11 protein-coding genes and 1 pseudogene are annotated in these 14,109 nt (G+C 60.0%); 6 read left to right on the forward strand and 6 right to left on the reverse strand.

What is annotated here, in order from left to right:
- Positions 1–750: pseudogene (locus tag ACM6IO_RS27945) on the reverse strand (toxin); the annotation flags it as partial.
- A gap of 156 nt (positions 751–906) precedes the next feature.
- Positions 907–3,705 (reverse strand): RHS repeat domain-containing protein, encoded by a 2,799-nt coding sequence (locus ACM6IO_RS27950; protein ID WP_414912619.1) that lies wholly within the window; start codon positions 3,703–3,705, stop codon positions 907–909.
- Positions 3,706–3,865: 160 nt separating this feature from the next.
- Here ACM6IO_RS27950 and ACM6IO_RS27955 point away from each other — a divergent pair, with 160 nt between their 5' ends.
- The 3 genes from ACM6IO_RS27955 to ACM6IO_RS27965 all read left to right on the forward strand — a co-directional run bounded on the left by ACM6IO_RS27955 (position 3,866) and on the right by ACM6IO_RS27965 (position 5,708).
- On the forward strand, positions 3,866–4,330 hold the full coding sequence (locus ACM6IO_RS27955; RefSeq protein ID WP_008044486.1) for a hypothetical protein: 465 nt from the start codon (positions 3,866–3,868) through the stop codon (positions 4,328–4,330).
- 33 nt (positions 4,331–4,363) lie between these two features.
- Positions 4,364–5,188: an SDR family oxidoreductase gene (locus tag ACM6IO_RS27960; RefSeq protein WP_008044485.1), complete on the forward strand. Its 825-nt coding sequence runs from the start codon at positions 4,364–4,366 to the stop codon at positions 5,186–5,188.
- Between the two features lie 121 nt (positions 5,189–5,309).
- Positions 5,310–5,708 carry a DUF4440 domain-containing protein gene (locus tag ACM6IO_RS27965; RefSeq protein WP_207285239.1) on the forward strand — a complete coding sequence of 133 codons (399 nt, stop codon included), beginning with the start codon at positions 5,310–5,312 and terminating at the stop codon, positions 5,706–5,708.
- A 128-nt stretch (positions 5,709–5,836) separates the two neighbouring features.
- Here the strand turns inward: ACM6IO_RS27965 and ACM6IO_RS27970 are convergent, their stop codons facing one another.
- The 4 genes from ACM6IO_RS27970 to ACM6IO_RS27985 all read right to left on the reverse strand — a co-directional run bounded on the left by ACM6IO_RS27970 (position 5,837) and on the right by ACM6IO_RS27985 (position 10,744).
- Positions 5,837–6,688: an HlyD family secretion protein gene (locus tag ACM6IO_RS27970; protein ID WP_253401803.1), complete on the reverse strand. Its 852-nt coding sequence runs from the start codon at positions 6,686–6,688 to the stop codon at positions 5,837–5,839.
- A gap of 25 nt (positions 6,689–6,713) precedes the next feature.
- Positions 6,714–6,914 (reverse strand): DUF1656 domain-containing protein, encoded by a 201-nt coding sequence (locus ACM6IO_RS27975; protein WP_008025348.1) that lies wholly within the window; start codon positions 6,912–6,914, stop codon positions 6,714–6,716.
- A complete protein-coding gene (locus ACM6IO_RS27980; RefSeq protein WP_008025346.1) occupies positions 6,904–9,096 on the reverse strand; it encodes an FUSC family protein in 2,193 nt (730 codons plus the stop codon). The genes ACM6IO_RS27975 and ACM6IO_RS27980 overlap by 11 nt, the downstream gene beginning before the upstream one ends.
- A 148-nt stretch (positions 9,097–9,244) precedes the next feature.
- Entirely contained in the window at positions 9,245–10,744 is a 1,500-nt protein-coding gene (locus ACM6IO_RS27985) for an efflux transporter outer membrane subunit (protein ID WP_414912620.1), read from the reverse strand.
- A 274-nt stretch (positions 10,745–11,018) separates the two neighbouring features.
- Between ACM6IO_RS27985 and ACM6IO_RS27990 the strand changes: the two genes are divergently transcribed.
- The 3 genes from ACM6IO_RS27990 (at position 11,019) to ACM6IO_RS28000 (ending at position 14,052) form a co-directional block, all read left to right on the forward strand.
- Positions 11,019–11,987, forward strand: a complete 969-nt coding sequence (locus ACM6IO_RS27990) for a LysR family transcriptional regulator (protein WP_008025343.1) — start codon at positions 11,019–11,021, stop codon at positions 11,985–11,987.
- A 416-nt stretch (positions 11,988–12,403) separates the two neighbouring features.
- Positions 12,404–12,709: a DUF6124 family protein gene (locus tag ACM6IO_RS27995; RefSeq protein WP_414912621.1), complete on the forward strand. Its 306-nt coding sequence runs from the start codon at positions 12,404–12,406 to the stop codon at positions 12,707–12,709.
- A 368-nt stretch (positions 12,710–13,077) separates the two neighbouring features.
- Positions 13,078–14,052 (forward strand): 2-hydroxyacid dehydrogenase, encoded by a 975-nt coding sequence (locus ACM6IO_RS28000; protein WP_008041788.1) that lies wholly within the window; start codon positions 13,078–13,080, stop codon positions 14,050–14,052.
- Positions 14,053–14,109 lie beyond the last annotated feature (57 nt).

Consider the following 14,109-nt stretch of genomic DNA (forward strand, 5'->3'; position numbering starts at 1 on the left):
GTAGGTGATGGCGCTGACCATCGGCAGGTGCTGGGGCGTGTGGCTCAGACGCAAATCCACGGCGCGCAACTGACCGGCCACGGTCTGGCTGAAGCGTTGTTCGTTGCCTTGGGCATCGGTTCGGGAGAGCAGGTCACCCGGTGGGTTGAAGCGTGAGTGCGTTAAAAAAGACTGCGCGATGTCATCGAGACGCCGCTGTTGCTCGAGTAGCGTACCGGTCAATCCGTAGTCGTTGAACAGCAGAACACCGGCAAGGTCTGTGTGGCTGATCAGTTGGCCGCACTGGTTGTGATCGGCGAAAGCCGGAGCGTTGGCCGCATAACTCAGATGCTCTGCGCAAGCCGCTTCGCCCTCCAACGCCTGCTCGAACAGCGCCGTCAATCGCAGCTGATTGTCGTAGTGCATCCAACGTTGCGAACCCCGGCCATCCCAGGATTGAACCGGTTGCCCCGCCTCGCCGAACAAACTCACGCGCAGTCCGGCATCGACACTGAGGGTGCACAAGGCCGTGCCGGAGAGCCCATGAGTCGTAACCAGATTGGCCGGCGCCGAGGCATCCTGAAACAGGCGCGGATCGCACTGCACAACTGCCCTTCCCGCTGGGTCATGGGTCGTGTAATCGCCCCGCGTCTCTGCCATATCGCCCGAATAGGCACGGTAATAATCCACCGAGCGAACGGCCAGACTGCGGGGATCGATGGCAGTCAGCTTTGGGGTATGGCGGTGCATGGCCGTTACTTGGGTATCCATGACAATTCATCTCGAAGAATGACGATCAGCTAATGCTTAAAACCCATACTTGGCTACTGTCAAAAGTTACAGCCGCGACTGTCGGCGCGATAAAAAGTCGATTTGCATTACAACAGATTCGCCTCCCCACATGCGTAATTTCACCTAAACCCCAGTTTACTCACCAATATATTTATGATCGAAATCTGTTTTATTCATTACCATTTTTTTGGGAACAGCAAATTGCGGCCTATAGAATGTATTAAGAACTTCACCCAGCTCACCCCCCTCCCTTAATGACATGACTTTCTCCTGAGTGGCAGGACTTAGCAGTCTCACGTCGCGAATGATTCTACGCCCCAGCAATTCGATGGCATGCTCCGGACTAGACATCATTTCGGTAGGATCTTTGGCCACCTCTTGTTTTTTAAGTATTTCAACGTCAGCTTCAGAGAAATAGTCCGGATAATGATTTGTCTGACGTGATTCATAACCATGAATGTCGTTCAACTGCACATGAGCATACTGAACGTAGTGTGATTTATTTGCGTCAACCAGCTTCATTTGATATCGATGCCCTCCAAATCTACTTTTAACCTTTGCATCAGGAGCAACATCAAGTGAAAAATATACAAAATCGACACCACCCACATCATCAATATCACTCGGCTTGCTGTTGCCCTGATTAAATTTAATTCCTTTTTTCTGCAAGCTTTTACGCGACCTTAATACAACATTCCCCTTCTTATCCTGAGGGATTTCGTTTCCCGTAAAGTGAACTATGCAGCTATCCTTACCTGCTTCCACAAAATTATTAAGGAATGCCCTCTCGCTAGGTTCCAAGGGAATGTTTCTAGCTTCTATCAAATTATCCGCACTGATTTTCTGCATCATTTCCAATCCCCCCAACTCACGGCCTCGTCTCTCCACCTTGCCCAGCCACGCCCCCCAAAACTCGCCTTGCTGCATATCCAAATAAGCCTGGTCCGCGCGACGTCGGGTTAGTCCGGAATGATCAATGAAGTTCAACGGATTGTTTCCGACAAAACAAAATTGATTAAGCCCATCGATAATTCCCGCCGGATCCGGACTCAACCACCGCTGCAACCACGCCACGTAATACCGCAACCCATAATAATAAAGCCCCGTCGCATCCCGCTCTTTCCCCGAATACCGAACCGTTTTACGACTCGCCTCAACCTCCCACCTCCCGGCAAACCAGGCGGTAGTCCCGAACGGGTGATAACGCTCCTGGCTGACCACTTCACCGTCACTGTCGAGTTCCAGGGTGCAGGACCCCAAATGATCATTCAGGCAAAACCGATATTGATCATTGGCGCTGTCCTTCGGCGGCGCCGTTTCCCAATGCAACACCCGCACGCTGCTGCGCCCGGCCTGGACGTTGATCACATGCAGCACTTCGCCGGTGCCGCTGTGGGTACGCATTTCCAGGTTTGGCAAATAACGCACTTCAACCAAAACCGTTCGAGCATTGGTCTGCGTCGAGCGAACTTTGCGCACGCGCATGCCGTCGGCTCCGTAGCTGTAACCCTCACTGTCGTTCTGGGCGCCGTTTCGTTTTACCAGTTGCACTTCGCACAACTGGTTACGCAGGTCCCAACTCAAGGTTTGTCCCGGTTGCAGCGTCAGCAGATTGCCGTTGGCGTCGAAGTCCCGGCGAAAATCCTCTTCGCCGGGTTCCACGTCCTCGACCACTGGCAGGCAACGGTTGCTGAAGGGCGCGGCGACCAAACTATGTCCATGGTCTTGCGGCCCCTCGTGGATAAGTTCCAACAGGTTGCCGCCCCGATCGTAGTAATAGCTCTGGCAGTAATTGCCCCGTGGCGCGGGATCGTCGAAGGCCGAAAACTGTGGGCCTCTGTTCGCGCCGCCGCCCTCCCAGCCCGTCGCACGGATCAACTGTTTGAGGCTGTCATAGACAAATCGGTAGACCGGGTCGATACGCTGGTTGGCGAAGTAGCGAATCGGTATGGCGGCGTCTTCAATGCGCAGCACGTTGCCCGTTGGGTTGTATTCATAATGGGAATCTTGCAGGACGTCGTTGCCGCGCCTGGCGTGCAAGCGAATCAGGCGAGCGTCTTCCGGGGCGTATTCGAGCGTGGTGATCACGCCGTTGCCCGCCACTTCCCGTTCGGTCTGGCCATGGGCGTTGTACTGGATGGTGCTGACCAGCGTTTTTGGCGTGGTGTCGCTGCGCAGTTGCAGGCGCACCTCGCGCAACTGGCCGGCGACGGTGTGGCTGAAAAGCTGACGGTTGCCTTGGGCGTCGGTCTGTTCAACAGCCTCGCCCAGTGGGTTGAAGCGTGAGCGAGTGGTCGCGCCAGATCCCGGTTCCAGCCAGGTATCGCGCTCGTCCACGGACTCGGGCCAATCGGGGGATGCCAACGCATGTAGAAAGCGTCGAGTCTGCTCAAGCAACCCGCCGGTCAATCCAAACGTCGGGAACAGCTGCGTGCCTGCCCGGTCGTCATGCCGGATCAATTGGCCGCACTGGTTGTGATCGACGGAAACGGGATCGTTCGCGGCATAAGTCAGACGCTCTGCGCAAACCGCTTCGCCCCCCGCGGTTTGCTCGAACAGCGCGGTCAGGCGCAGTTGATTGTCATAGTGCATCCAACGTTGCGAACCCCGGCCGTCCCAGGATTGAACCGGTTGATCTGCCTCGCCGAAAAGATTCACGCACAAGCCGGCATCGACACTGACGGTACTCAACGCAGTGTCGGACAGTGACAGGATGCTGCTGAGGTTGGCCGGTGCCGAAGCCTCTAACAACCGCGGATCCCATTGCGCAATCGCCCGCCCCGCCGGGTCATGAACCGTACGATGGACCCGAGCTTCGGCGACTTCACCCTGCGCGGCACGGTAATAATCCACCGAACGCACAGCCAGCCCCCGCGGTTCAACGACCGTCATGCTTGGGGTGTCGCGGTGCAGGAAAGCCAGCTGAGGCTGCATCAGGCGTCTTCATGTCGATTTGCACCAGCTAATGCTGAAAACCCATGCATGGCTACTGTCACAAATTACAGGCTCGACAAACGGTCGCCCTCACCACGCCCATCGCCAAGCACACCCGCCCTTAGGTAGGATGAGCCTCTCTCCTGCGAGGTTGTGCGACATGTTCATCGGCGTCCTGTTGGTCATCACCTGGCTGATCCTGTTGCTGCGCTACCCGTCCAAGGCCCTGCCCGTTTCAGTGGCGGCCGCCATCGGACTGGGGCTGGTGGCCACCTGGGTGGTCTGGCTGGACAATCGCGAGGTCAAGCAATTGGCGCGCCTTGAGTTGCGCATCACTTACGCGCCGGAGCACTGCCCGGCGGATCGCCCGTTGTTATTGAAGATGAACAACGGCAACGACGTGCCGCTGACCGAACTGCGCTGGCGCGTCGCTGCCTACGCGCCGGGCGATACGGTCAACCTCGCCGACAATCAATACGCCGCACCGCGTTATCGCGGCCCAGGCGAACTGCAGGCCGGGGCGAACTGGGAAGATTGCCTGCCCATGCCACCGCTGCGTCCCGGTTATCGCCCGCAAACCCTGGAGTTTCGTGCCGAGCGTTTGCAGGGTAGTTTCTCCGACTGACCCCCACTCTTCCCTTTGCACAAGGACCGCGCCATGCCCGTTGCGTTGATTACCGGTTGTTCCAGCGGCATTGGCCGCGCTCTGGCGGATGCCTTTAAAGGTGCCGGTTATAAAGTCTGGGCCAGCGCCCGCAAGGCTGAAGACGTTGCCGCGTTGACGGCGGCCGGTTTCACCGCCGTGCAACTGGACGTCAACGATGGCGTGGCACTTGAAGCGTTGGCCGGACAGATCAACCAGCAACATGGCGGCCTCGATGTGTTGATCAACAACGCCGGTTATGGCGCCATGGGGCCGCTGCTGGACGGCGGTGTGCCGGCCATGCAGCGGCAGTTCGAAACCAATGTGTTTGCGATTGTCGGTGTGACGCGCGCACTCTTCCCGGTGCTGCGCCGGGCCAAAGGGATAGTGGTGAATATCGGCAGCGTTTCCGGGGTTCTGGTCACGCCATTTGCCGGTGCTTACTGCGCCTCGAAAGCCGCAGTGCACGCCTTGAGCGATGCGTTGCGCATGGAGCTGGCGCCGTTCGGTGTGCGAGTGATGGAGGTGCAACCGGGCGCCATCGCGTCCAGTTTTGCCAAGAATGCCGGGGCCGAGGCGGAGCAGTTGATCAGCGAACAGTCACCGTGGTTTCCGCTGCGCGAAGGCATTCGTGCACGGGCCAAGGCGTCCCAGGACAACCCGACGCCGGCCAGTGAGTTTGCCGCCGGTTTGCTCAAGGCTGTGCAGCAGGACAAACCGCCGCGCCTGATTCGTTTGGGCAATGGCAGCCGGGCGTTGCCGTTGTTGGCGGGGCTGTTGCCCAAAGGGTTGCTGGAGTCGGGGTTGATGAAGCGGTTCGGGTTGAGTGGGCAGCTTTGAGACCGCGTTATCGTTCTTCGCGGGCGAGCCTCGCTCCTACAGGTTTTGCGCGAGCCTTGTAGGAGCGAGGCTTGCCCGCGAAAGCGTCAGATCAGACTCTGCAAAATTTTCAGGAAGTAACATGACCGACTACACCGAATACTTTGACGAAGTGATCCAGGCCCACGTCGCCATCGAGCAATGGCTGGCCGAAGAACGTAACGTCACCGAACTTGAACAATTGCTCGCCCGTTTTTCACCGCAGTTTTCCATGGTCTCGCCGTTGGGCCGCGTGCTGGATTTCGACGCGCTTGGCGAGTTGTTCCGGATGGCGGGCGGGAAGAAGCTCGGGTTCAGGATTGAGCTCAGCGAGTTGCGTGGCATTGCGCTGTCCGACAACGGTGCGACCGTGAGTTATCGCGAGCAGCAGACCGATGCGACCGGCCAGCAGACGGACCGGCGTTCGACGGTGGTGTTTGAGAAGCAGGCCGGTGGAAAGGTGGTTTGGCGGCATTTGCATGAGACGTTTTGCAAGGAGTGAGCTGTAAGACCGAGGCGCCTGAATCGCCAGCAAGCCGGCTCCTACAGGTTTGCGCCGAACACAAAAATGTGTGTACGACACCTATTTGTAGGAGCCGGCTTGCTGGCGATTCAGGCAACTCGGTCTAACTATTGGTTAACCACCACCGTGCACGTAATCCCCGCCGCCAACAACACCCCTTCCGGCACTTCATCAATGTGAATCCGCACCGGCACCCGCTGCGCCAGGCGCACCCAGTTGAAGGTCGGGTTCACGTCCGCAATCAGCTCGCGGCTTTCCGGGTTATCGCGGTCGTAGATCCCGCGAGAAATACTTTCCACATGCCCCTTGAGCACTTCGCCGCTCATCAGTTGCATGTCGGCCTTATCGCCCACCCGCACGTGCGGCAGTTTGGTTTCTTCGAAGAAGCCATAGACCCAGAACGAGTTCATATCGACCACGGCCATTTTCGCTTCGCCGATGCGTGCGTAGTCGCCGCGATGCACGTTGAGGTTGGTCACGTAACCGTCCACCGCCGCGCGCACTTCGGTGCGTTTGAGGTTCAGTTCGGCGGCTTCCAGTTGCGCTTGCGCGTGCTGGTAATCGGCGAGGGCCGAGTCTGCGATATTGCTGGCGTCGTCGCGGTTTTCCCTGGAGATCACCAAGGCATCCATGTCGGCGCGGCGATGGGCGTTGACCTTGCGCATCTCCCACGTCGACTTGCGTGAAGCCACCAGTGCCTGCGCCTGCTTGACCGCGATGCGGTAGTGCTCGGGGTCGATGCGCATCAGCAGATCGCCCTTCTTCACCTGTTGGTTGTCGCGCACCGGCACTTCCACCACTTCACCGGTGACGTCGGCGGCGACGTTGATGATGTCGGCGCGCACCCGGCCGTCGCGGGTCCACGGCGTGTTCATGTAATGCACCCACAGGGTTCGGCCAATCCATAGCGCGAGGGCCAGCACCAGCAGAGTGGCGAGCAGGCTGAAAAGCTTTTTCATCAGAGCCTTCTTCAGAGATAGAGAGTCAGTGGTAGACAGTCAGCGCCAAAGCACCAAACAGACAGGTAAACAAACTCAGGCGCAGCAACGCCGGGTGCCAGAAAAAACGGTACAGATCGAACCCGGACAGGAACCTGTCCAGCGCCCAGGCCAGCACCGCGGCGATGAAAAACATCAGCGTCATGGTCGGCATGTACACGCCGTGGAAGGCGATTTCACGAGGCATGTTCAAGTCCTTGGGGCGTGGTCATTGCGTAGGCGGCAAGCGGTGATTGCGGGTCGAGCAATGAGGTGCGGATGAAATGCAGGTAGCTCTTCACCCGGCGCAACGCCGAGGTGTCGAAGTGCGGCGCGAAGGGCTCGTCGGTGGCTTGCACACGGCTGATCGCATGGTCCACCGCGATCAGGCAGCGCTGTAGATTGCTCTGGCCCGGTTGCAGAAACAGCCGCACCAGCGAACGGCCCATCACGCGGATAGCCTGGCGCCACGGCTGCGATTCGGCGTACGCCGGGTGCACCGGCAGAATCGCCTGTTCCTTGCGCAACTCGATGATCGCGTGACCGACTTCCAGCACCACGAACATCCAGCGCAGCAAGTCCCGTTGCACCTGCGGCTGACCGGCGGCGAGGCCATAAGCCTGATGCAGCAAGTCCCGCGTGCGGCTTTCGAAACTCGACGCCAGGCCCTTCAGTTTGCCGCTGATCGCATACACCACTTGCCCGCGCAGATCCTGCTCCAACCGGCGCCATAACCAACGGCTGTTCGGCGGCAGGATGATCGCCCCCGCAGCGGCGCACACCAGCATGCCGAGCACCATGGCGATGTAGTCGTTGATGAAGGTGTAAGGGTTGTAGATGGTGAGGTTGTCCGGCACCGAACCGGTGCTGAAAAAGATCAGCAAACCGAGGCCGACACCGGCGTATTGCGGGCGCGAGGTCAGGAACGAACCGAGCACGATCACCGGCGCGAGCATCACGCACAGCAACGGAAAACCATCGATCCACGGGAAGATGAAAAACATCTCGACGAAGCCGATCAGCGCACCCAGGAATGTGCCGCAGGCCATCTGGAACGCCATGCGTTTCGGGTTCGGCGTGGCCGCCGAAAGGCCCACGGTGGCGGCGGCAATCAGGGTCATCATCGCCCCGCTCGGCCACGCGGTGGCGACCCAATAACTGCCCAACACCACGAGAATGAACGCCGCGCGAATCCCCGAAGCGGCGGACGCCATCCAGTTGGTTTGCGGGGTGAAAGGCTCGTCCCACTGCTCCCGTTCATGACTGTGATCAGCCAGGGACGCGTGGGTTTGTGCATAACCGTGCAGGTCGTCGACGAAGCGATAGAGCAACTCATACGCGGTATGAAAATCGAGTTGCTCGGCGTCGCTTGGCTCGCTCTCCTGAAACGTCGCGCGCAGGCTGCGTACACGCGCCGGCAGCGCTTCCTTGTAGGCGCTCAGCGCAATCACCAAGCGTGCGGCGTCAGGGCTGGTCAACGCGCGACCACTGAAACCGTCGAGCACTTCCGCGAGGTCCTGCAAGCCCGGCTTGATTGCCGCGACCACATGATCGGCGTCACTGCTGCGCAAGCGTTCGAGCAGTTGGTGCAGGGCATTGAACCGTGTGGTGATGCCCATGAACTCGCTGTTCAAGCGACTGAGTCGACCGTTGCGCCGACGCATGTGCGGGTCTTCGAACACGGTGACGCTGCGCAGCCCTTCCAGGCCGACCGCCTCGGCGATGAAGCGCACGTTGCTCGCTTCAAAAGCATCCCGTTTGCTGCGCCCGCGCAAGCCATCGGTGACGAACAAGGCGAACACACCAAAGCGTTGATACAAGGCGTTGCGCATCGCCGCGCTGGCGGTTTGCGGCAGGATCGCAGCGCTGACCAGCGTGGCGCAGAGAATCCCCAGCGAGATTTCCAGCACGCGCCAGACCGCCGCCATGAACGCGCCCTCCGGGTGCGCCAGGGCCGGTAAGCCGACCATCGCGGCGGTGTACCCGGCCAGCACAAATCCGTAGGCGCGGAAGTTGCGAGAACGCGCCGCACCGGCCGAGCAGATGCCGACCCAGATCGCCAGCGAACCGAGGAACAACTCGGTGTTCTGTGCGAACAAGGCAATCAGCGCGACCATCACCGCCGACCCGGTCAGCGTGCCAAGGAAGCGATAAAAACTCTTGGCGAACACCTGGCCGCTTTGCGGCTGCATGACGATGAACACGGTGATCATCGCCGTGCGCGGTTGCGGCAATTCCAGACGCATGGCCAGCCACAGGGTCAGGAACGCGGCGAACAACACCTTGAAAATGTAGACCCAGGTCACGCCGTCGCTGCGTGCCCAGTCGAAAAAACCCCGGCGCCATTCAAGGGAATACAGCCAGCGCAGCGGTGCGGGCAAGGGAGTCATGAAATCCTGCTTATTGGTCGAAGATTGTGCGGCGAAGACTCGGTCCCTGTGGGAGCGGGCTTGCTCGCGAATGCGGTGTGTCAGTCAATGCTGATGTCGCCTGACACACCGCTTTCGCGAGCAAGCCCGCTCCCACAGGGTTTTGTGTTCAACGCAATAGAACCGGGGTTTTCGGGGGTTGGGTTTTCTCAGCATTCGGCACGTCGTTACCCGCACCAAGCCCGCCTCCGAGCGCCGTCACCAACTCGGCGTGCGCACTGAGCCGCGCAGCCTGAACCTGTTGCTGAACCTGCTGCTGTTTGAACAGCAAGGTCTGGGCATTGAGCACGTTGAGGTAATCGGTGAGCCCGCGTTGATAAGCGATCATCGCGATGTCGTAAGTCTTCTGCGCGGTGGCCACGGATTCGGCGGCGAAGGTTTGCTGCTTGTCCATGGACTCGCGGCGGATCAACTGGTCGGAGATGTTTTTCAGCGCATTGACCAGCGTCTGGTTGTACTTGGCCACGGCGATGTCGTAACCGGCCGAGGCTTCCCCCAACTCGGCGCGCAATCGGCCACCGTCAAAGATCGGCAACGAGATCGCCGGGCCGACGCTGTAGTTGAGTTTCTTGCCGGTCAAGAACTCCAGCGCACCGCCGCCGGTGGCCATGTAGCCGAGGCTGCCGACCAGATCGACGTTGGGATAGAAACCCGCGTGAGCCACATCGATGCCCCGCGCCTGAGCCGCCACTTGCCAGCGGCTGGCGACCACATCGGGACGCTGGCCGAGCAATTGCGCCGGCAGCGACGATGGCAGTTTCAGCGCAGTGCCCAATGCCAGCGTGGGTCGCTGCAACTGCGCGCCGTCGCCCGGGCCTTTGCCTGCGAGTGCGGCAAGCTGATTGCGGCTGAGGGCGATTTCTTCGTCCAGCGCGTCGAGCTGGCGGTGGGTTTCCGGCAGCGGCGTTTCGGCCTGGCTGACTTCGAAGTGGGTGCCGATACCGCCGCTCAGGCGTTTCTGGGCGAGGTCGAGAATTTGCTGCTGTTGTTGCAGGGTCGCGGCGACGATGTCCCGTTGCGCGTAATGCAGCGACAGTTCGATGTAGGCGCGAACGATGTTGTTCTGCAGTTCGAGCTGGGCCAGACGCGCTTCGGCGGCGCTCATGTGCGCCATGTCGACGGCGCGCTCGGTGGCGTTGCTTTCACGGCCCCAGAGGTCGAGGGCGTAGCTGAAGCCCAGCGCGGCGTTGTTGTCCCACGTCGTCGCATTGGCCAGCTCGCCCGGCCCGTAGAACTGATCGGTGGGCCAGTTGTGGCGCTTGAGGGTGGACCCGCCATTGATCTGCAGCGACTCGGCAGACTCGGCGATGCCCGCCATGGATTTGGCCTGACGCACCCGCGCTGCCGCCATGGCCATGGTCGGGCTGCCTTGCAGCGCAAGGTCGATCCAGCGGTTCAGTTGCGGATCACCGTAGGCTTGCCACCATTGCGCGGTGGGCCAGTGAGCGTCCTGCGCGGCGCTCTGGATGGCGTCGTCGGTGGCCAGTGAATTGGCCTCCAGTGCCTTGCCCTGCGGGGCAATACCTGCGGTTCCGATGCAGCCGCTGATTGCCAGGGTTAAAGCCAAAACACTGAGCGACTGAAGCGCTCTGCTGATGCGACGCGGCACTGCGGCGATTTCCTGAGAAAGTGGACTGGATCCCGTAGGAGCGAAGCTTGCTCGCGAAGAACGATAACGCGGTCCATCTGTTAAACCGCGTTATCGTTCTTCGCGAGCAAGCTTCGCTCCTACAAGGAACGGCGCAATTCTAGGGGGCGGGTTTGATGGCGATAAGCTGGGATTCCTGTGAATCTTTGTTACCGTTAACGCGATAATCCCTTGGTCGGGGTCTCAGACTCTGAAACTTCGTGTCACAATTTGCCATCGCACCCGAGAGCACCCCATGGACACTTTGCAAAACATGCGCGCCTTCAGCTACGTGGCCGAGGCCGGCAGCTTCACCGCCGCCGCCGTGCAACTCGACACCACCACGGCCAACGTCTCGCGCGCGGTCTCCAACCTGGAAGCCCACCTGCAAACCCGCCTGCTCAACCGCACCACTCGTCGCATCGCCCTGACCGAGGCCGGCAAGCGCTATCTGTTGCGCTGCGAGCAGATCCTGGCGTACGTCGAAGAGGCCGAAGCCGAGGCCAGCGATGCCCACGCGCGCCCGGCCGGGCAACTCAAGGTGCACACCATGACCGGCATCGGTCAGCACTTCGTGATCGACGCCATTGCCCGCTATCGCAAGACCCATCCCGACGTGACCTTCGACCTGACCATGGCCAACCGCGTGCCGGACTTGCTCGACGAGGGCTACGACGTGTCCATCGTCCTTGCCAGCGAACTGCCGGACTCGGGCTTCGTCTCCCAGCGCCTGGGCATCACCTACAGCATCGTTTGCGCCTCCCCGGCCTACGTGAAAGCCAACGGCTGCGCACACAAGCCCAGCGACTTGCTGAACCATGCGTGCCTGCGCCTGGTGAGCCCGGTGATTCCGCTGGAGAAATGGAATTTCGACGGTCCGGAAGGCCAGGAAATGGTCACCATCAACAGCTCGCCGTTTCTGGTGAACTCCGCCGATGCGATGAAAACCGCGATCATCAGCGGCATGGGCGTCGGCGTGTTGCCGGTGTATGCGGCGATCGAAGGCTTGCGCAACGGCACGCTGGTGCGGGTGATGCCGAACTACCGCTCGCAGGAACTGAATCTGTATGCGATCTATCCGTCGCGGCAGTATCTGGATGCGAAGATCAAAACCTGGGTCGAGTATTTGCGCGGGTCGTTGCCGGAGATATTGGCAGCGCATCAGGCGGAACTGGCGGCGTATGAGTTGAGCGGGAGCCTGGGTGGGGCAAGATTGGCAAACTGATCCCCCTTGTGGGAGCGGGCTTGCTCGCGAAGGCGATGTGTCAGCCAACATCTGAGCTGAATGACACGCCGCCTTCGCGAGCAAGCCCGCTCCCACAAAGGGCGTGGTGTCCTAGGATGTTTCCGACGTGTTCTGTCGGTTGTCGGGTGGGAAGCGAGATGGGTAGGCTTTGGGCGTCGCTGACGAATCAGCGACCGGGCCTGGAAACCTGACGAATTAGAGCTAATCAGTACTCCCCATGACATACTGCGGCGCTTTTTTGCCTGCAGTTCTGCGTTATGGCGGCTGTGCGTGGGAGACCTTCGGGTCTGCCAAGGGTTTAGCTCCTTACCTTGCGTTTCCAGCCCACGCTCAGCTGCCACCCATTCGCCTGGAAACCGAGAAAGTGGCAGTTCCATAACATAAGGAGCTTGACCATGATCAAACCAACACCCAATCCGCCAGATGCGGAAATCACCGCCCCCCAAAACTCATTCACCCTGAAAGCCTTGATCCCGCCCCACACCCCCAGCCATCTATTCACCGTCGTCCCCGACATCAACACCGAAACCCTCTTGGTCCACGCCAGCGAATCCCTCGCCTCGGCCAGCGTCATGGCCAGCGACCTCGCCGGATTTCTGGACGGTCCCCACCGCAACACCCTGCTGGGCATTCAACAAGTCATCATGCTGGGCGAACTGGCCGTCAACCGCGCGCTGGATAACATCGACCCGCAGGATTAGGCACCCCCAATCTGTAGGAGCCGGCTTGCTGGCGATCCATACGACGCGGTGCATCAGACAGACCGAGGTGCCTGGATCGCCAGCAAGCCGGCTCCTACAAATTTGCGTACGAAGCACCTTTTGCGCATCACCCATCACCTGTAGGAGCCGGCTTGCTGGCGATCCATGCGACGCGGTGCATCAGGCAGACCGAGGTGCCTGGATCGCCAGCGAGCCGGCTCCTACAAATTCGTGTACGAAGTACCTTTTGCGCATCACCCATCCAACAGGGGGGAATGCGTGCATCCGAACCATCCGGGCACTCGCACAAAAGCGCGGAAGAATGTTAGCGTGCTTGGCATTCTCCATGCCCGACGAGCCCGCCTCCCATGAAAAAGACCGTCCTCGCTTTCAGCCGCGTCACTCCCGCCATGATCGAACGCCTCCAGCAGGATTTCGACGTCATCGTGCCTGACCCGAAAAAAGGCGACATCAACGCCCAATTCAACGAGGCCCTGCCCCATGCCCACGGTTTGATTGGCGTGGGTCGCAAGCTCGGTCGCGCACAACTGGAGAACGCGAGCAGCCTGGAGGTGGTGTCCAGCGTCTCGGTGGGCTACGACAACTACGACGTCGCGTACTTCAACGAACGCGGGATCATGCTGACCAACACGCCGGATGTGCTGACCGAAAGCACCGCCGACCTGGCCTTCTCTCTGATCATGAGCAGCGCCCGCCGCGTCGCCGAACTCGATGCCTGGACCAAGGCCGGTCAATGGCAAGCCACCGTCGGCGCCCCGCTGTTCGGCACCGATGTCTATGGCAAGACCCTGGGCATCGTCGGCATGGGTAACATCGGCGCCGCCATCGCCCGGCGCGGTCGGCTCGGTTTCAACATGCCGATTATCTACAGTGGCAACAGCCGCAAAACTGCACTTGAGCAAGAGCTCGGTGCGCAGTTCCGCAGCCTCGATGAGTTGCTGGCTGAAGCCGATTTCGTTTGCCTGGTGGTGCCGCTCAGCGAAAAGACCAAACACCTGATCAGCCGCCGTGAACTGGCGCTGATGAAGTCGGACGCGATTCTGATCAACATCGCCCGCGGCCCGGTGGTGGACGAGCCCGCGCTGATCGAAGCGCTGCAAAACAACCAGATCCGTGGCGCCGGGCTGGATGTCTACGAGAAAGAACCGCTGGCCGAATCGCCACTGTTCCAACTGAAAAACGCAGTGACTTTGCCACACATCGGCTCCGCCACCCATGAAACCCGTGAAGCGATGGCCAATCGCGCCTTGGCCAACCTGCGCAGCGCCTTATTGGGTGAACGACCGCAGGACCTGGTGAACCCGCAAGTCTGGAAAGGCTGAAAAAAACGGGCAGGCGATTAAAGCGCCTGCCCGTTTACAACTAAGTTTCACAAACCA

The organism is Pseudomonas sp. IT-P44 (genome assembly GCF_949768225.1).
Lineage (GTDB): Bacteria > Pseudomonadota > Gammaproteobacteria > Pseudomonadales > Pseudomonadaceae > Aquipseudomonas > Aquipseudomonas migulae.